Raw genomic sequence first — 16,533 nt, 5'->3', positions numbered from 1 at the left:
CCCATGCGCTGGCTCCTCGTCTTCCTGCTCGCTTCGCTGGTCTTCAGCGGCCTCAACGGCTGGCTGCGCAAGATCGGCCTGGGCCGGCTGCCGGGTGATTTCAGCTTCCGCTGGCGCGGGCGCGACATCCACCTGCCGCTGGCCAGCAGCCTGGTCCTGAGCCTGATCGCCGGGCTGATCGGGATGCTGATCTAGAGCGGCTCTCCGCCCGCCAACTCCGCCAGCCCCGCCTCGATCGCCCGCACCCGCGCGCGCTGCACCGCCTCGCCGATGGCCGGGCCCTTGAGGCCGCGCGCCACGGCCTCGGACGAAGCGGCGCGCGCGTCGATGCCACGCGCCCAGCGCAGCACCGCCTGCAGGCGGCGGCGCTGGGGATAGGCCTCGTCCTCGCGCCCGGCGCGCCCGCGCATGTCGCACTCGCAGGCCAGCAGCAACTGCTCGAAGCGCTCGGGCCGGCGCAGCGCGTCGCAGCGGTCCAGCAGCCGCAGCAGCGCCTTGGCGCCCAGCTCGCCGCTGCGGTGCACGTTGCCGTGCTCGCGCGCCACCACCTCGGCCAGCTGCGCGCAGTCGTTGGGCACCTTCAGCCGATCGCACAGGCCCTTGAGCAGCTCCACGCTGCGGCCCTCGTGGCCCAGGTGGCGCGGCAGCACTTCCGCCGGCGTCTCGCCCTTGCCCAGGTCGTGGCCCAGGCAGGCGAAGCGCACCGGCAGCGGCGCCTCCAGCCGCGCGGCGCAGTCCAGCACCAGCATCAGGTGCACGCCGGTGTCCACCTCCGGGTGGTGCGCCTCGGGCTGCGGCACGCCCCAGAGACGGTCCACCTCGGGCAGCAGCACCGCCAGCGCGCCGCACTCGCGCAGCAGCTCGAACATGCGCGAGGGGCGGTGCTCCATCAGCCCGCGCGAGAGTTCCTGCCACACGCGCTCGGGCACGAGGTGGTCGAGCTCGCCCTCTTCCACCATGCGGCGCATCAGCGCCAGGGTCTCGGGCGCGAGCGTGAAGTCGGTAAAGCGCGCGGCAAAGCGCGCCACGCGCAGCACGCGCACCGGGTCCTCGACGAAGGCGGGGCTGACGTGGCGCAGCACGCGCGCGCGCAGGTCGCGCTCGCCGCCCCAGGGGTCCACCAGCGTGCCGTCCTCGCGCATGGCCATGGCGTTGATGGTCAGGTCGCGCCGCCGCAGGTCGTCCTCCAGCGTCACGTCCGGCGCGGCGTGGACGACGAAACCGCGGTAGCCGCGCCCACTCTTGCGCTCGGTGCGCGCCAGGGCGTGCTCCTCGCCGGTATGGGGATGCAGGAACACGGGGAAGTCGGCACCCACGGGGCGGAAGCCCGCGTCCGCCATTTGCTGTGGCGTGGCACCAACGACGACCCAGTCGGTGTCGGTATGTGGAATGCCCAGCAGGCGGTCGCGCACCGCGCCGCCGACGATGAAACGTTGCATGCGGCGCAGTCTACGCAGCGGGTCTGGCCCCGGCGGCACATCGAGAGTGCAGGGGTCACGGGAGCCTGGGCGCGGCAGGCAAAACCATCGTTTTTCGCAGAAGAACCAACGTCTTGTGACAGCAGGCCTTGGAGCACGGGGGTGCCAGCCTGGGGGTCTACATCGGTAAATACCCGAACCTACGGTAGAGCAGCCGCGTCGCGCGGACCGCTGCTCCAGCCGTCCCCAAAGTGCCGCGGCGGCCATGCGCCCCGCGGCGTGATTGCAAAGCTGCTTGAGTGCCGACCTTCAGGAGAGATGGCATGAGATCGAAGTTCTGGGTCCTGACCGCCTGCATCGCGGTGGCCGCCGCCGCTGCCGTCAAGCCGGCCCCCGCCCTGGCCGCCCCGTCCGGCCCCGCCGCCCTGGGGGCGGCCGCCGCCACGGCCACCGTTGCTGCACCCGCCGCCGCGGCAACAGCGGTGCAGGTGTTGTCGCAGCGCGACAACGGCGTCGATCCTGCCGCCGTGCGCCCGACGACCGCAACCGCCACCACGCAGGCGCCGGCCAAGCCCACCGAGCCGGACCCGTCGCAAAGCCCCATCCCCGTGTCCGAGACCGTGCTGCTGCTGGCCGGGCTGCTGGCCGTGGGGATCATCGTGCGGCGTCGCAACTACTGAACGGCCGTAGCAGCAGCAGTCCGGCGAGCCTCTTTCCCGACGGGCCTGCGGGCCCGTTTTTCATGGCCGGGGCGGCACAGCCCCGGCGGGCTCACCGGCCGCCCTGCCGCTCCATGACCGAGGCGGCCAGGCACAGGTCGTCCCAGGCGCGCGCCTTGTCCACCGGGTTGCGCAGCAGGTAGGCCGGGTGGTAGGTCACCACCAGCGGGGTGCCCTGGTAGCTGTGCACCTGGCCGCGCAGCTTGCCGATGGGCAGCGTGCTGCGCAGCAGCGATTGCACCGCGAAGCGCCCCATGGCCAGGATCACCCGCGGCTGCACCAGCGCCAGCTGGCGCTGCAGGTAGGGCTCGCACTGCGCCAGCTCCTCGGGCGCCGGGTTGCGGTTGCGCGGCGGGCGGCATTTCAGGGTGTTGGCGATGAACACCTGGCGCTGCGGCGGCGCCTCCTCGCGCGTCAGGCCCAGGGACTGCAGCATCGCGTCCAGCAGCTGCCCGGCCGGGCCGACGAAGGGCTCGCCGCGCAGGTCCTCCTGCTCGCCCGGGGCCTCGCCCACGATCATCCAGTCCGCGCGCTCGTTGCCGACGCCGAACACGGTGTTCTTGCGGCTCTCGCACAGCGCGCAGGCACGGCAGTGCTCGACCGCCGCACGCAGCGCGGGCCAGTCCATGGACGCCACCTCGCCGCCGCCGAAGGACAGGCCCGGCGCCACGTCGATGGGCCCGTCCACGCGCAGCGCCGTGGCGGGCGCCGAGGCCGCGCTGGCGCTGCCGGCCCCGGCGGCCGGCGGCAACGGACGGCCCGCCGACTGCAGCGCCACCCCGGCCGCGGCCGTGACAGGAGGCCGCGGCGCGGGCGCGGACCAGGCCGGCGCGCGGGCAGCGGACGGCTCCGGCGCCCGGGACACGGGCTGCTGCGGCGGCGGCGTTTCGGCGCGTGCCGCCGGCGCCATGGCCGGCTGGGGCTCGGCGACGACGCCCGGCGCCTCGTCCGGGGTGCCGGCCTCGGCCGGCGGCTGCCAGACCCGGATGCCCATCCAGGCCAGCATCTGCTGCTGGCGTTCGCTGTAGGCCATGGGCTTCAGCCTCCCGCGGGCGCGACGGCCAAGTTCATCAGCATCGCGTCCTCGCGCTTGCCGTCGGCGGCCGGGTAGTAGCCGCGGCGCCGGCCCACCAGGGCGAAGCCGTAGCGCTCGTACAGGCGCCGCGCGCTGGTGTTGCTCTCGCGCACCTCCAGCCACAGGCTCAGCGCCTCGACCATGCGGCAGTGGCGCACCAGGTCGTCGAGCATGAAGCGGGCGTAGCCGCGCCGTCGCGCGGCCGGCGCCACCGTGATGTTGAGCAGGTGCACCTCGTCCACACCGGCCATGGCGACGTAGTAGCCCAGCGGCACGCCGCCCGGCGCCTCGCGCAGCAGCTGCGCCGGGTAGCCGGCATGCAGCGAGTCGACGAAGTTGCCGCGGCTCCAGGGGAACTCGTAGCTGGCGTTCTCCAGCGCCATGACGGCGTCCAGGTGCGACACGCGCATGGGCTCCAGCACCGGATGGGACGCGGCAGCGCCGCTGGACGCCTGCACCGTGGCGCTCATGGCGCGGCTCCCGCAGCGGCGGCGCGCGCGGCCTCGCGCTCGGCCGTGGTCTGCGCCACCTTGTCGCGCAGGTACAGCGGCAGCGCCTGCGCCGCGTCCAGCGCCTCGCCGCGCGCCCAGGCCAGCTGCGCCAGCCGCAGCAGCGCGCCGGCGCGGTCCTGCGCCTGCGGCAGCTGCCGCGCCGCGGCCGTGGCGTCGGGAGCCAGCAGCCCCAGCCCCGAGCCGGCGAGCACCGGCGCGTCGGCGGCCCAGGCGGCGGGCGCGTACAGCGCAGGGGCCTGCAGCGTCTGCCAGTCATCGCCCAGCCAGCGGTAGCGGGCGGCGTAGAGCTCGTTCATGCGCGCGTCCATGGCCACGCCGACCTCGAAGCCGGCCGCGCCGGCGCATTGGGCGCGCGCGTCCTCGGCCACGATGAGCAGGCTGTCAAGCGCCAGCACCGGCTTGCCCGCGCCGTAGGCCAAGCCTTGGGCCACCGAGGTGGCGGTGCGCAGACCGGTGAAGGCGCCGGGACCGCGGGCGAAGGCGATAGCGTCCAGCGTCTGCAGCGTCAGCCCCGCCTGGGCCAGCAGCTCCAGCGCGGCGGGCAGCACGCGGCGCGAGGACTCGGCACCGCCGGCCTCGTCCAGCGTCAGCACGCCCGCCAGAGCGGACACCGCCAGTACCAGGCGCTCGGTGGAGCAGTCCACCGCCAGCAGCGCGGCGCTCATTTCGGCATCGGCGCGCCGGCGCGGCGCAGCAGGCAGGCCCATGGCGGGCAGGGAAAAACCGGGGCATCCATCGGTCCGGATTATCCGGCAGTGCCATCCCCCGGCCGGGGGCCCGGCTACGATCGCCCGCCATGCCGACCCGCCGCCGCTGCCTCCACGCCCTGCTCGCCCTGCCCTTCAGCGCCTGCGCCCAGCCGATCTCCGCGCCCCCGGGCGCCGAGGCCGGGGCCTCCACACTGCCCCCGCCGGTGGCCCTGGCGCTGCAGCAGGCGAACCTGCCGCCGCAGGCGCTGTCGGTGGTGGTGCAGGAGGTGGGCGCGGGCCCGGCGCGGCTGGGCTTCAACGCCGGCGTGCCCATGAACCCGGCCTCGGTGATGAAGCTCGCCACCACCGCCGCCGCGCTGGACCTGCTGGGCCCCGCCTGGAGCTGGCGCACGCCGGTGTGGGTGCAGGGCGCCGTGGAGCGCGGGCGGCTGCGCGGGTCGGTACTGATCCAGGGCCGGGGCGACCCCAAGCTCACCCAGGAGCGGCTGTACCTGCTGATGCGCCGGCTGCGCGCCTGGGGCATCGACGAGATCGACGGGGACTTTGTGCTCGACCGCAGCGCTTTCGAGCCTGCGGGCGGCTCGCCGGGCGACTTCGACGGCGAGTCGCTGCGCCCCTACAACGTGCTGCCCGACGCGCTGCTGCTCAACCTGCGCGCGCTGACGCTGAATTTCATGCCCGATGCCGAGCGCGGCGTGGCGCGCGTGGGATTGGAGCCGCCGCTGGAAGGCGTGCGCCTGGACCCGTTGGTGCCGCTGTCCAACGGCCCCTGCGGCGACTGGCGCGGCACGCTCAAGGCCGATTTCAGCGACCCGGCGCGGCTGCGCCTGGCCGGGCGCTACCCGCTGTCCTGCGGCGAGCGCTACTGGCCCCTGGCCTACGCCGAGCCGGCCGCCTTCGACGGCCGGCTGCTGCGCGCGCTGTGGCAGGAAGCCGGCGGCAAGCTGCGCGGGGGCGTGCGCGAGGGCCGCGCACCGGCCGACGCCGCGCCCAGCTTCGAGCTGGCCTCGCCGCCACTGGCCGAGGTGGTGCGCGACATCAACAAGTTCAGCAACAACGTGATGGCGCAGCAGCTGTTCCTGACGCTGGCGCTGGAGCGCCGGGGCCAGGGCAGCCCGGCGCTGGCGCGCGCGGCGCTGGCGGAGTGGCTGCAGGCGCGCCTGGGCGCGGCGGCCGAGGGTGCCGTCATCGACAACGGCTCGGGCCTGTCGCGCCAGACGCGGCTGAGCGCGGCGCTGCTGGGGCGGCTGCTGCAGACCGCCTGGGCCGCACCGTGGATGCCGGAGTTCATGGCCTCGCTGCCCATCCAGGGCCTGGACGGCACGCTCAAGCGCTGGGCCGGCGAGCCCGGGCGCGCGCACCTGAAGACCGGCTCGCTGCGCGACGTGGCGGCCGTGGCCGGCTACGTGCTGGGCCGCAGCGGGCGGCGCCACGTGCTGGTGGCGATGGTCAACCACCCGCAGGCCTCCGTGGCGCGCCCGGTGCTGGACGCGCTGCTGCAGTGGACGCTGGAGGACTGACGCCCCGCCGCGGCCAACGGGATCAGTTGTCCTGGCCCGGCGCCAGCGTGTTGCGCACCAGGGTGGTGGCGTTGTTGCCCAGCTTGGTGTGGGTGACCGGCGTGGGATACACGTCGGCGGCCCAGATCCAGGTGTTGACGTCCGCGCCGGACTGCACCGTGGTCGTCGTGCAGTCGGGCACGCCCACGGTACAGATCGCCTGGTTGGTGTAGCCCTGGACCGGATCGCCGTTGCGGTCCATGCCCACCGTGCGGCCGTACACCAGGCCCACCTTGCGGCCGGTCTCCGGGATGCTCAGGACCAGAGCCTCGTTGAAGGCGTCCGTCAGCTGCCGGATCGCATCCCGGGTCGCCAAGTTCTCCTGCAGCATGGCGTAGGGCGACTGGTGCAGGTCAGGCAGGGTGGACACGATGACGCCGATGCGCGCATCGGTCACGCGCGTGATCGCAGCGCCCAGGTCCTGGCCCAGCTTCGTCGCCGCCGCCACCGCATCCGGAATGCTCAGCTGAGCGGCCTTGACCTGCTCATGCAGCGCCTTCACGTCGTTCGTGCCCACCAGCACCGTCGCCAGCGTGCTGGGACCGGGGTTCAGCTTGATCAGCCCATCCAGGTCACTGATGACCTCGCGCGCCTTGCGGCCGGGCCGGGCATTGCTGATGGCCGCCGCGCTGGGGTAGGTGCCCAGGCACTCCTTGAAGGCCATGCCCAGGTTGGCGGCCAGGATCTGCACCCAGATCGGGTTGACGGTGCAGTCCAGCAGGCCTGTCGTGCCGTTGAAGCCGTTGACCGTGTACTTGACGCCGTTGCCGGGGCCCGAGGTGCTGGCAACGCCGGAGGAGTTGGTGGCGTTGATGCTGACGCTGTCGTCGATCACGCTCAGCTCGTCGCCATAGGCCAGCAGCTGCGTGGGCACGTAGGGCTCGGCGCGGTTGCCGCCGCCGCAGGCGCTCAGCACCGCCGCGGCGCACAGCGCCAGGGCCCCGCGCCGCACGCGGCGCGTCAACAGTCGATTCAGGCTCATGGGTTCTCCACAGGCAGCCGGACGCAAGCGCCGGCGTCTTCAGGTGAGGTGTGTTCTCAGGCGGCAGCCGCGGCGCGCCGCAGCCGGTCACGCACGCCGTCCCACTCGGGAGCGGGCGGCGGCTGCTCGACCCAGATCTGCGCCACGCCCAGCGCGTCGAGGTCGCGCAGCACGGCAAAGAGCTCGAAGGCCGCGGCGCGCGCGTCCTCGGGCATGCGCCGGTGCAGCACGCCGGCCGGCGCCGCGACGGAGCGGGAATATAGCCCCAGCGCCATCCCGGGCTCGGGGGCCCCGGCCAGCGCCTGGCGCAGCGCCTCGGCATCGAGCAGGCGCAGCGGCGCGCGCGGCGCGTAGTGCGCCTCCAGCGTGCCCGAGGCGCGCGGGGCCTGCGCATCGGGCGCGCGCAGCGGCTCGCCGCAGGCGGCCTCGATCTGCGCCGGCGTGAGCACGCCCGGTCGTAGCAGCACCGGCGCGCCGCGGGTCAGGTCGACGATGGCCGACTCGATGCCCACCGCGCAGGCGCCGCCGTCCAGCACCGCCAGCGCGTCGCCGAACTCGCCTTGCACGTGCGCCGCCGTGGTGGGGCTGATGCGCCCGAAGCGGTTGGCGCTGGGAGCGGCCACGCCGTGGACGCCCAGCCGCGCGGCGGCCTGCAGCAGCGCGTGCGCCACCGGGTGCGCCGGGCAGCGCAGCCCGATGCTGTCCTGCCCGCCCGCGGCGGCGGCGGCCATGCCCTCGCGCCGCGGCAGGATCAACGTCAGCGGCCCGGGCCAGAAGGCGTCCATCAGCCGCCGCGCCAGGGGCATGTCGGCCGCCGAGGTGAAGGCCGGCGCCTCGGACGCCTCGCTGACGTGCACGATCAGCGGGTGGTCGCTGGGGCGGCCCTTGGCGGCGAAGATCTTCGCCACCGCCGCGTCGTCGTCGGCGCGGGCGCCCAGCCCGTAGACCGTCTCGGTCGGGAAGGCCACAAGCTCGCCCGCGGCCAGCAGCGCGGCGGCCTGCCGCAGGGCCTGGGAGTCGGCACCCTCGAGCAGCGGCATGGTCAGAAGGCCGGCAGGCCCAACAGCGCCGCGGCCTGCAGCGCCACGTCGCGGGCGCCGGCGGCATCGGCGGCGGTGACGGTCAGGTGACCCATCTTGCGTCCGGGACGCGCGCCGGCCTTGCCGTACAGGTGCAGGTGCACGCCGGGCAGCGCCAGCACCTGCGCCCAGGCCGGCGAGCGCTCGCGGCCCTGGGCGTCGAACCACAGGTCGCCCAGCAGGTTGAGCATCACGGCGCAGGAGTGCAGCCGTGGCGCGACCAGCGGCAGCCCGGCCAGCGTGCGCACCTGCAGGTCGAACTGCGACAAGTCGCAGGCGTCGATGCTGTAGTGGCCGGAGTTGTGCGGGCGCGGCGCCATCTCGTTGGCCACCAGCGAGCCGTCCTGCAGCACGAAGAACTCCACGCACAGCACGCCCACGTAGCGCAGCGACTGCGCCACCGCCTGCGCGCACTGCACGGCCTGCTGGCGCAGCGCCTCGGAGACCTCGGGCGCGGGCACCTGCGTCACGGCCAGGATGCCGTCGCGGTGCAGGTTCTGCTGCACGGGGAAGCACACCGCCTGGCCGTCGGCGGCGCGCGCCACGATGACGCTGATCTCCAGCGCCAGCGGCAGCATCTTCTCCAGCACGCAGGGCACGCCCTTGAGCTGCTCCCAGGCGGCGGCGAGCTGCGCGCGGTCGGCCACGCGGATCTGGCCCTTGCCGTCGTAGCCCATGCGCGCGGTCTTGAGGATGCCGGGCAGCAGGTCGTCGGACACGGCGGCCAGCGTCTCGGCCGTCTCGATCAGCGCCCAGGGCGCGCAGGGCACGCCGCAGCCTTCGAAATGGCGCTTCTCGGCGGAGCGGTCCTGGCACACGGCCACGGCGTCGGCCGCGGGCGCCACGGGGCGCTGCATGCCCAGCGTCAGCAGCGCGGCGGCGGGGACGTTCTCGAACTCGGTGGTGATGGCGCTGGCGCGCTGCATCAGCTGCGCCAGGGCCTGCTCGTCGAGGTAGTCGGCGCGGATGTGGTGGTGCGCCACCGCGCCGGCAGGGCTGCCGGTGTCGGGGTCGAGCACCACGGTGACGAAGCCCATTTCCTGCGCGGCCTGCACGAACATGCGGCCGAGCTGGCCGCCGCCCATCACGCCCAGCGTGGCGGGGCGGCCGTCCTCCAGGAGGGCGCCGGGAAGCAGCGCGGCGCTCACGTGAGGTCCGCCGTCATGGCGCGGGCGGCTTCGGTCTGGCGGGCCCGGAAGGCCTCCAGCTTCGCGCGCAGCGCCGGGTCCTCGTTGGCCAGCATCGCCACCGCGAACAGCGCCGCGTTGCCGGCGCCGGCGGTGCCGATGGCGAAGGTCGCCACGGGAATGCCCTTGGGCATCTGCACGATGGAGTGCAGCGAGTCCACGCCCTGCAGGTGCCGGCTGGCCACCGGCACGCCCAGCACCGGGACCGTGGTCTTGGCCGCCAGCATGCCGGGCAGGTGCGCCGCGCCGCCCGCGCCGGCGATGATGGCCTTGAGCCCGCGCGCGGCCGCCGTTTCGGCGTAGGCGAACATGTCGTCGGGCATGCGGTGGGCGGAGACCACCCGCGCTTCGAAGTCGATGCCGAACTCGGCGAGAATCTGCGTGGCGTGCTTCAGGGTCTCCCAGTCGCTGCTGGACCCCATCACCACGCCCACCGTCACAGGGGCAGTGCTCACTGCTTGCTCCACCGGAAATCAGGGAAACCTTGCATTGTAGGCGGGGCCCTCTTCCCTCCGCCTCGCCACAGACATGACCGACATCACCATCCAGAACTTCGAACAGGAACTCATCACCGAGTCCATGCGCCAGCCCGTGCTGCTGGACATCTGGGCACCGTGGTGCGGACCGTGCCGCACGCTGGGTCCGCTGCTGGAAAAACTGGAGGTGGCCTACGCCGGGCGCTTCAAGCTCGCCAAGCTCAACAGCGACGACCAGCCCGAGATCGCCGGCCAGCTCAGCCAGGCCTTCGGCGTGCGCTCCATCCCCTTCTGCGTGCTCTTCGACCAGGGCCAGCCGGTGGACGGCTTCGTGGGCGCGCAGCCCGAGGCGCAGATCCGCGAGTTCCTCGACCGCCACGTGCCCAGCGCCCAGGAGGCGCAAACCGAGGAGGAGCACGAGGAAGCGCAGGAACTGGCCGCCGAAGGCGACCCCAGCGCGGCGCTGGAGCGGCTGCTGGAAACCATAGCGGCCGATCCGAACAACGACACCGTGCGCTGCGACGTCGTCAAGCTGCTGCTCGGGCGCGGCCAGGTGGCGCTGGCGCGCCAGGCCTGGGAGCCGATGGCGGGCAAGGTGCAGCTGGACGCGCGCATTGCCGCGCTGGGCCACTGGCTCGACGCCGCCGAGAAGGCCGCGACGGCCCGCGGCGCCGAGGCGCTCACGGCGGCCATCGCCGCCAACCGGCGCGACTTCGAGGCGCGCTTCGAGCTGGCGCAGACACACTTCGCCGCCGGGCGCTTCACCGAGGCGATGGACGAGCTGCTGGAGATCCTGATGCGCGACAAGGCCTGGAACGGCGAGCTCGCGCGCAAGACCTACGTCGCCATCCTGGAGCTGATGACCAAGCCGGCTCCGAAGCCCGCCGCTGGCGCCGAGGCGGTCAAGAAGGGCACGCTGGAAGTGGCCGGCAAGGCCGCCGTCCAGGCGCCGTCGGACCCGGTGGTGGACCAGTACCGGCGCAAGCTCAGCATGGCGCTGTTCTGATCCGGCCCCCGGCAAGGCCGGGAGCGCCATGAGAAACGGCCCGGGATCCCGGGCCGTTTTTCATTGGGAGCGCGCCGGGCTCAGAAGCTGAAGCCGATGCGCAGGCCGCCCCAGTGGCGGCCGCCGACGGTGATCGGCGCCGAGGCCTCCTTGAGCAGCACGTACTGGCCGCCGCCCATGTCGCGGCGGTAGGTCTGCAGCAGGAACGGGCGCTGGTTGCGCGCCGAGGCCAGGCCGGTGCGGTCGTTGAAGATGCGGCGGTAGCGGCTGTTGGCCGTGTCCCAGACCACGTCGCCGCGCTGGGGCAGCGCGTACTTCTTGTTGTGCATCGGGCAGTAGCCGTTGCGGTCCACGGCGATGACGTAGCTCACGCGCGGCGACAGCGCCAGGGAGCGCTCCTGCACCTGCGGGAACAGCCGGTCGGCCACCTCCACGAAGCGCGTGAGGTACTGCGGCGGGTTGGTCTTGGGAATGCCCCGGTACTGCTCGTCGAACAGGTCGCCGAGCTTCACGCTGCCCTGGCGCACCGCGTTCTCCAGCATCGCGGCGATCTCGTCGGCGGCCTGCTGCGCGGCCTGGATGAAGGGCGTGTCCTCGGTCTCAATGCCGAAGCCCGCCACCTGCTCGATCATGGCCTCCGACACCTTCAGGAAGCGGTCGCTGCACGCCAGCGCAGTGTTGAGCCGGGCGGAGGCCTGCTGCACCTCGCTCTCCAGCTCCTGGGTGTGCTCGTTGAGCCGGGCGCAGATGTTGCGGCTCTGGTCCGCGGCCTGGCTGATGCGCTCCACGTCCGCCTCAACGCTGCTGAAGGCCACGTGCACGGCGCTGCGGGCGCTGACGTCGGCGCTGTCGTCGAAGCGCAGGTCGCGGCTGAAGCTCTCGATGCGCTCGTCGAGCTGGCCCACGGTGCGCATGATGGTCTTGGAGGTGGTCTCGACCTGGCCGGCGAGGTCCTTGACCGCGTCGGCCACCACGCCGAAGCCGCGGCCGGCGTCGCCGGCGCGCTTGGCCTCCACCGAGGCGTTGAAGGCCACCAGCCGCGTCTGCAGCGCGATCTGCGTGATCTGCCCGGCCGCGTCCGAGACCTGGTGCAGCGTCTCCACGATGCCCTGCACCTCGCGGCTGACCGCCTGCAGCGCCTCGCGCGCATGGGCCACCGCCTGCAGCGTCTCCAGCGTCGCCGTGGCGATGGAGCCCTGTGCGCGCTGCACCTCGTCGAGCTGCTGGGCCACCTGCTGCATGGCCTGCCCCTGGGCATGGACGATCTTCTGCGTGTCCTCCATGGCGCCGCGCACCTCGGCGGCATCGCGCCCGACGTTGGAAGCCTGGGTGGACATCGCCCTGACCACTGCCACCGCATCGGTAGTGCCTGCTATGGATGCGCTCGGCGGTGCGGCACCTTGGTCAGGCTTGGCGCCAGCACCACCCTCGGATCGGCGGAAGAGTCTGAGCATGGGATCGTCTCCAAAACAGCGGGTCCACGCTCCGGAGGAGCGACTACAGGACATCGCAGTCTTATCGGGTGGAACTGCGCGGCGTTTGAGGAGGGATTACACGCAGAAATACTTACACCAACCCACCTTTCGATGTGCCAGGAAGGAGCACTTTTCCCGATTCGACGTTCCCGATCAGGCTTGCCCGCTCAGGCCGTGAGCCGCTGCAGCGCCTCGCGGTACTTGTCGGCGGTTTTCTGCACCACGTCTGCGGGCAGCGCCGGCGCGGGGGCCGTCTTGTTCCAGGGCTGGCCGTCCACCTGGGCCGCTTCCAGCCAGTCGCGCACGAACTGCTTGTCGTAGCTGGGCGGGTTGTCGCCGCGGGCCACCGCGTCGGCGTAGCTCTCCACCGGCCAGTAGCGCGAGGAGTCGGGCGTGAGCACCTCGTCCATCAGCGTCAGCTGCCCGGCCTCGTCCAGGCCGAACTCGAACTTGGTGTCCGCGATGATGATGCCCTTGGTCAGCGCGAAGTCCGCGGCCTCGCGGTAGAGCTGGATCGACACCGTGCGCACCTGCTCGGCGAGATCCTTGCCGACGATCTCGACCATGCGCTCGAAGCTGATGTTCTCGTCGTGCTCGCCCATCTCGGCCTTGGTCGCGGGCGTGAAGATGGGCTCGGCGAGCTTGGCCGCGTTGTGCAGGCCCGGGGGCAGCGCCACGCCGCAGACGGTGCCGCTTTGCTGGTATTCCTTCCAGCCGCTGCCGGCCAGGTAGCCGCGCACCACGGCCTCCACGGGCAGCGGCTTCAGGCGCTTGACCAGCATGGAGCGGCCACGCACCTGCGCGCGCTCGGCCTCGGTCACGACGGATTCGGGGTCCTCGCCGGTGAGGTGGTTGGGCACCACGTGGCCCAGGCGCTCGAACCAGAACAGCGCCATCTTCGTCAGCAGCTCGCCCTTGCCCGGGATGGGCTCGCCCATCACCACGTCAAAGGCCGAGAGCCGGTCGCTGGCCACCATCAGCAGCCGATCGGCGCCGACGGCGTAGTTGTCGCGGACCTTGCCGCGGGCCAGCAGCGGCAGTGAGGTGATGGAGCTCTCGTGCAGGGCAGTGGTCATGGCGGTCAGGCGGTGCTGTGCAAAAAAATGAGGCGGGATTGTAGGAGCAGCAAAAAGGCCCGCCGAAGCGGGCCTGGTGCGTCATGCAGGGCGACGGGCCGGGCGGCCCGGGGCGATCACTGCACGAGCTGGGCCAGCGCGCCGCTGGCGTACTTGGCGGCGATCTCGTCCAGCGACACCGGCTTGATCTTGGCGCCCTGGCCTTCGCAGCCGAATTCCAGGTAGCGCTGCTTGCAGATCTGCTTGGCGGCTTCGCGCGCGGGCTTGAGCCACTCGCGGGCGTCGAACTTCTCGGGGTTCTCGGCCAGGAACTTGCGCACCGCGCCCGTCATCGCCAGGCGGATGTCGGTGTCGATGTTGATCTTGCGCACGCCGAACTTGATCGCTTCCTGGATCTCCTCGACCGGCACGCCGTAGGTCTCCTTCATCTTGCCGCCGTACTGGTTGATGATGGCCAGCAGGTCCTGCGGCACCGACGAGGAGCCGTGCATCACCAGGTGCGTGTTGGGGATGCGGGCGTGGATTTCCTTGACGCGCGAGATGGCCAGGATGTCGCCGGTGGGCTTGCGGGAGAACTTGTAGGCGCCGTGGCTGGTGCCGATGGCGATGGCCAGCGCGTCGAGCTGCGTCTGCTTGACGAAGTCGGCGGCCTGCTCCGGGTCGGTCAGCAGCGCCGAGTGGTCGAGCTTGCCCACCGCGCCGATGCCGTCTTCCTCGCCGGCTTCACCGGTTTCCAGCGAGCCCAGGCAGCCGAGCTCGCCTTCGACCGTCACGCCCACCTTGTGGGCCATCTGGACCACCTTGCGGGTGACGTCCACGTTGTACTCATAGCTCGACGGCGTCTTGCCGTCTTCATTCAGCGAGCCGTCCATCATCACGGAGCCGAAGCCCAGGTCGATGGCGCCCTGGCAGATGGCCGGGCTCTGGCCGTGGTCCTGGTGCATGACCAGCGGGATCTGCGGATAGGCCTCGACGGCGGCCTGGATCAGGTGCTTGATGAAGCTCTCGCCCGCGTACTTCCGCGCCCCGGCGCTGGCCTGCAGGATCACCGGCGCGCCGGTTTCCTTGGCCGCTTCCATCACGGCCTGCACCTGCTCCAGGTTGTTGACGTTGAAAGCCGGAATGCCGTAGCCGTTTTCGGCGGCATGGTCCAGCAGCTGGCGCATCGAGACGAGAGGCATGGTGAAAGTCCCCGGGAAGTGATGAGAAGAAAGCTTGAGCAGACGGCGTACTCGCCGCCGCGCGGGCGAAATTTTACCGGCGCGCCCAGGGCCACCCGCCCGGGCGACGCACGCCCGAACCGGGCCTTCCTCGATCCACGTCAATCGCGCATGGGCTCACGGCATGAGCCCGTCCGGCGGCCGGTCCGGCAGGCTGGCGCGGGTGGGAGTTTCAGCGCACCTCGACCACCTTGAGCATGTTGGTGCCGCCGGGGTGGCCCATGGGCTCGCCGCAGGTGATGGCGTAGGTGTCGCCGGGCATCAGCACGCCGCGCGCCACCAGCAGCGCCTCGGCCTGCTTGAGCGCCTCGTCGCGGTCGGTCAGGCGCGGCATGAGCATCGGCTGCACGTTGCGGTAGAGCGCCATGCGGCGCTGCGTCAGCGGCTGCGAGGTCAGGCCGTAGATGGGCGTGTGGATGCGGTGGCGGCTCATCCACAGCGCGGTGGAGCCGCTCTCGGTGAGCGCCAGGATCGCCTTGCAGCCCAGGTGGTGCGCGGTGAAGAGCGCACCCATGGCGATGCTCTGGTCAATGCGGGCGAAGCGCCGGTTGGCGAAGTCGCCGTCGAGCCGCGTTTCCTCGGCCCGCTCGGCCTCGACGCAGATGGCCGCCATGTACGAAACCGTCTCCACGGGGAAGCGCCCGGCGGCCGTCTCGGCGCTGAGCATCACGGCGTCGGTGCCGTCCAGCACGGCGTTGGCCACGTCGGAGACCTCGGCACGCGTGGGCACCGGGTTGACGATCATGCTTTCCATCATCTGCGTGGCGGTGATGGCGACCTTGTCCATGGCGCGCGCCATGCGGATCATCTTCTTCTGCAAGGCCGGCACCGCGGCGTTGCCCACCTCCACCGCCAGGTCGCCGCGCGCGACCATGATGCCGTCGCTGGCCTTGAGGATGGCTTCGAGCTGCGGGATCGCTTCGCTGCGCTCGATCTTGGCGATCATCCCCGGCTTGTGGCGCCAGGGCTCGCCGGCCACGTTGGCCAGCTGGCGCGCCATCTCCATGTCGGTGGCGTTCTTGGGGAAGCTCACCGCCAGGTACTCGCACTGGAAGCTCATCGCGGTGCGGATGTCCTCCATGTCCTTGCCCGTGAGCGCGGGCGCCGTCAGCCCCCCGCCCTGCTTGTTGATGCCCTTGTTGTTGGAAAGCTCGCCGCCGATCTTCACCAGCGTGTGCACCGCCTCGCCCTGCACGCGGTCCACCGTCAGCACGATCAGCCCGTCATTGAGCAGCAGCACGTCGCCGGGCTTCACGTCGCGCGGCAGTTCCTTGTAGTCCAGGCCCACGCGCTCGACGTTGCCCGGCTCCTTCAGGCCGGCATCCAGCACGAAGGGTTGGCCGGCTTCGAGCATCACGCGCCCGTTCTCGAACTTGCCGACGCGGATCTTGGGGCCCTGCAGGTCGGCCATGATCGCCACCGACTTGCCCGCGCGCTCCGCGGCGGCGCGCACCAGCGCGGCACGGTCGATGTGGTCCTGCGCCGTGCCGTGGGAAAAGTTCAGCCGCACCACGTCCACGCCGGCCCGGATCAAGGCCTCCAGCGTTTCCGGCGAGGACGAGGCGGGGCCCAGGGTGGCGACGATCTTGGTCTGGCGCGACATGCAGTCTCCGAAAAGGAAAACGGGGTCCAAAAAGCACAAAAGCGGCGGCGCATTATCCGCGCCGCCGCTGACCCGCCTGGAGTCGTGGGGCGTCACGGGCGGCGCCTGCCGCCCGTGACCTGGGACGGCTTCCTCAGGAAGCCGCCACCACGTCCGCCACGGCCAGCGCCGTCATGTTGATGACGCGGCGCACGGTGGCCGAGGGGGTGAGGATGTGCGCGGGCTTGGCCGCGCCCAGCAGCACCGGGCCCACCGTGACGCCGTGGCCGCCGGTCATCTTCAGCACGTTGAAGAGGATGTTGGCCGCGTCGATGTTGGGCAGCACCAGCAGGTTGGCCTCGCCCGTGAGCGTGCTCTGCTCGGGCAGCAGGCGGTCGCGCACGTCCTGCGACAGCGCCGCGTCGCCGTGCATCTCGCCGTCGCACTCCACGCCGGG

At 72.1% G+C, this 16,533-nt stretch carries 17 protein-coding genes; 4 read left to right on the top strand and 13 right to left on the bottom strand.

Going from position 1 to position 16,533, the window contains the following annotated elements; all coding sequences use genetic code 11:
• Positions 1–3: 3 nt before the first annotated feature.
• Positions 4–195 carry a DUF2905 domain-containing protein gene (locus H537_RS0111370; RefSeq protein ID WP_028998035.1) on the top strand — a complete coding sequence of 64 codons (192 nt, stop codon included), beginning with the start codon at positions 4–6 and terminating at the stop codon, positions 193–195.
• Here H537_RS0111370 and H537_RS0111365 read toward each other — a convergent pair.
• Positions 192–1,439, bottom strand: coding sequence for a multifunctional CCA addition/repair protein (locus tag H537_RS0111365; RefSeq protein WP_028998034.1), 1,248 nt, complete (start codon positions 1,437–1,439; stop codon positions 192–194). The genes H537_RS0111370 and H537_RS0111365 overlap by 4 nt on opposite strands.
• A gap of 302 nt (positions 1,440–1,741) precedes the next feature.
• Between H537_RS0111365 and H537_RS0111360 the strand changes: the two genes are divergently transcribed.
• Positions 1,742–2,098: a hypothetical protein gene (locus H537_RS0111360; protein ID WP_028998033.1), complete on the top strand. Its 357-nt coding sequence runs from the start codon at positions 1,742–1,744 to the stop codon at positions 2,096–2,098.
• Positions 2,099–2,189: 91 nt separating this feature from the next.
• On the opposite strand, the gene H537_RS0111355 is transcribed toward H537_RS0111360, so the two are convergent.
• Genes H537_RS0111355 through tsaB form a run of 3 tightly spaced genes read right to left on the bottom strand, consistent with a single transcriptional unit; the run spans position 2,190 to position 4,431 of the window.
• The gene (locus H537_RS0111355; RefSeq protein WP_028998032.1) at positions 2,190–3,170 is read right to left on the bottom strand and encodes a uracil-DNA glycosylase; all 981 of its coding nucleotides are present in this window, start codon (positions 3,168–3,170) and stop codon (positions 2,190–2,192) included.
• 5 nt (positions 3,171–3,175) lie between these two features.
• Entirely contained in the window at positions 3,176–3,682 is a 507-nt protein-coding gene (rimI, locus tag H537_RS0111350; RefSeq protein ID WP_028998031.1) for a ribosomal protein S18-alanine N-acetyltransferase, read from the bottom strand.
• Positions 3,679–4,431 carry a tRNA (adenosine(37)-N6)-threonylcarbamoyltransferase complex dimerization subunit type 1 TsaB gene (gene tsaB / locus H537_RS0111345; protein WP_211234996.1) on the bottom strand — a complete coding sequence of 251 codons (753 nt, stop codon included), beginning with the start codon at positions 4,429–4,431 and terminating at the stop codon, positions 3,679–3,681. Before tsaB ends, rimI begins: the two co-directional genes overlap by 4 nt.
• Positions 4,432–4,520: 89 nt before the next feature.
• Between tsaB and dacB the strand changes: the two genes are divergently transcribed.
• Positions 4,521–5,954 (top strand): D-alanyl-D-alanine carboxypeptidase/D-alanyl-D-alanine endopeptidase, encoded by a 1,434-nt coding sequence (gene dacB, locus H537_RS0111340; protein ID WP_028998029.1) that lies wholly within the window; start codon positions 4,521–4,523, stop codon positions 5,952–5,954.
• A gap of 22 nt (positions 5,955–5,976) precedes the next feature.
• Here the strand turns inward: dacB and H537_RS0111335 are convergent, their stop codons facing one another.
• Genes H537_RS0111335 through purE form a run of 4 tightly spaced genes read right to left on the bottom strand, consistent with a single transcriptional unit; the run spans position 5,977 to position 9,663 of the window.
• Entirely contained in the window at positions 5,977–6,975 is a 999-nt protein-coding gene (locus H537_RS0111335) for an SGNH/GDSL hydrolase family protein (RefSeq protein ID WP_028998028.1), read from the bottom strand.
• Between the two features lie 56 nt (positions 6,976–7,031).
• Entirely contained in the window at positions 7,032–8,015 is a 984-nt protein-coding gene (locus H537_RS0111330; RefSeq protein WP_028998027.1) for an L-threonylcarbamoyladenylate synthase, read from the bottom strand.
• Positions 8,016–8,017: 2 nt separating this feature from the next.
• The gene (locus H537_RS0111325) at positions 8,018–9,202 is read right to left on the bottom strand and encodes a 5-(carboxyamino)imidazole ribonucleotide synthase (RefSeq protein WP_028998026.1); all 1,185 of its coding nucleotides are present in this window, start codon (positions 9,200–9,202) and stop codon (positions 8,018–8,020) included.
• Positions 9,199–9,663 (bottom strand): 5-(carboxyamino)imidazole ribonucleotide mutase, encoded by a 465-nt coding sequence (gene purE / locus H537_RS0111320; RefSeq protein WP_028998025.1) that lies wholly within the window; start codon positions 9,661–9,663, stop codon positions 9,199–9,201. Before purE ends, H537_RS0111325 begins: the two co-directional genes overlap by 4 nt.
• A gap of 106 nt (positions 9,664–9,769) precedes the next feature.
• Between purE and H537_RS0111315 the strand changes: the two genes are divergently transcribed.
• Complete coding sequence (locus H537_RS0111315; RefSeq protein WP_028998024.1) at positions 9,770–10,723, top strand: tetratricopeptide repeat protein; 954 nt, start codon at positions 9,770–9,772, stop codon at positions 10,721–10,723.
• A gap of 80 nt (positions 10,724–10,803) precedes the next feature.
• On the opposite strand, the gene H537_RS0111310 is transcribed toward H537_RS0111315, so the two are convergent.
• From H537_RS0111310 to H537_RS42330, 5 genes are all read right to left on the bottom strand, one after another.
• Entirely contained in the window at positions 10,804–12,060 is a 1,257-nt protein-coding gene (locus tag H537_RS0111310) for a methyl-accepting chemotaxis protein (RefSeq protein ID WP_238446662.1), read from the bottom strand.
• A 305-nt stretch (positions 12,061–12,365) separates the two neighbouring features.
• Positions 12,366–13,274: a phosphoribosylaminoimidazolesuccinocarboxamide synthase gene (locus H537_RS0111305; protein ID WP_028998022.1), complete on the bottom strand. Its 909-nt coding sequence runs from the start codon at positions 13,272–13,274 to the stop codon at positions 12,366–12,368.
• Positions 13,275–13,390: 116 nt separating this feature from the next.
• Positions 13,391–14,455, bottom strand: a complete 1,065-nt coding sequence (gene fba / locus H537_RS0111300) for a class II fructose-bisphosphate aldolase (protein WP_028998021.1) — start codon at positions 14,453–14,455, stop codon at positions 13,391–13,393.
• 211 nt (positions 14,456–14,666) lie between these two features.
• Positions 14,667–16,097, bottom strand: coding sequence for a pyruvate kinase (gene pyk / locus H537_RS0111295; RefSeq protein WP_028998020.1), 1,431 nt, complete (start codon positions 16,095–16,097; stop codon positions 14,667–14,669).
• Positions 16,098–16,230: 133 nt separating this feature from the next.
• The coding region (locus H537_RS42330) for a phosphate acyltransferase (protein ID WP_043458571.1) at positions 16,231–16,533 on the bottom strand (303 nt) is incomplete at its 5' end.

Origin of the sequence: Azohydromonas australica DSM 1124 (assembly GCF_000430725.1) — a bacterium.
Classification (GTDB): Bacteria; Pseudomonadota; Gammaproteobacteria; order Burkholderiales; family Burkholderiaceae_C; genus Azohydromonas; species Azohydromonas australica.
Note: the sequence above shows the minus strand (reverse complement) of the source record. Positions and strands in the feature narration are given on the sequence as shown.

What these genes read in the sequence shown, in the direction of transcription:
- tsaB (WP_211234996.1), bottom strand. Translation starts at nt 4,431, where the DNA reads ATGGGCCTGCCTGCTGCGCCGCGCCGGCGCGCCGATGCCGAAATGAGC.
- rimI (WP_028998031.1), bottom strand. Translation starts at nt 3,682, where the DNA reads ATGAGCGCCACGGTGCAGGCGTCCAGCGGCGCTGCCGCGTCCCATCCG.
- H537_RS0111305 (WP_028998022.1), bottom strand. Translation starts at nt 13,274, where the DNA reads ATGACCACTGCCCTGCACGAGAGCTCCATCACCTCACTGCCGCTGCTG.
- H537_RS0111370 (WP_028998035.1), top strand. Translation starts at nt 4, where the DNA reads ATGCGCTGGCTCCTCGTCTTCCTGCTCGCTTCGCTGGTCTTCAGCGGC.
- H537_RS0111355 (WP_028998032.1), bottom strand. Translation starts at nt 3,170, where the DNA reads ATGGCCTACAGCGAACGCCAGCAGCAGATGCTGGCCTGGATGGGCATC.
- H537_RS0111315 (WP_028998024.1), top strand. Translation starts at nt 9,770, where the DNA reads ATGACCGACATCACCATCCAGAACTTCGAACAGGAACTCATCACCGAG.
- H537_RS0111365 (WP_028998034.1), bottom strand. Translation starts at nt 1,439, where the DNA reads ATGCAACGTTTCATCGTCGGCGGCGCGGTGCGCGACCGCCTGCTGGGC.
- H537_RS0111310 (WP_238446662.1), bottom strand. Translation starts at nt 12,060, where the DNA reads ATGTCCACCCAGGCTTCCAACGTCGGGCGCGATGCCGCCGAGGTGCGC.
- H537_RS0111360 (WP_028998033.1), top strand. Translation starts at nt 1,742, where the DNA reads ATGAGATCGAAGTTCTGGGTCCTGACCGCCTGCATCGCGGTGGCCGCC.
- pyk (WP_028998020.1), bottom strand. Translation starts at nt 16,097, where the DNA reads ATGTCGCGCCAGACCAAGATCGTCGCCACCCTGGGCCCCGCCTCGTCC.
- fba (WP_028998021.1), bottom strand. Translation starts at nt 14,455, where the DNA reads ATGCCTCTCGTCTCGATGCGCCAGCTGCTGGACCATGCCGCCGAAAAC.
- H537_RS0111330 (WP_028998027.1), bottom strand. Translation starts at nt 8,015, where the DNA reads ATGCCGCTGCTCGAGGGTGCCGACTCCCAGGCCCTGCGGCAGGCCGCC.
- dacB (WP_028998029.1), top strand. Translation starts at nt 4,521, where the DNA reads ATGCCGACCCGCCGCCGCTGCCTCCACGCCCTGCTCGCCCTGCCCTTC.
- H537_RS0111335 (WP_028998028.1), bottom strand. Translation starts at nt 6,975, where the DNA reads ATGAGCCTGAATCGACTGTTGACGCGCCGCGTGCGGCGCGGGGCCCTG.
- purE (WP_028998025.1), bottom strand. Translation starts at nt 9,663, where the DNA reads ATGGGGTCCAGCAGCGACTGGGAGACCCTGAAGCACGCCACGCAGATT.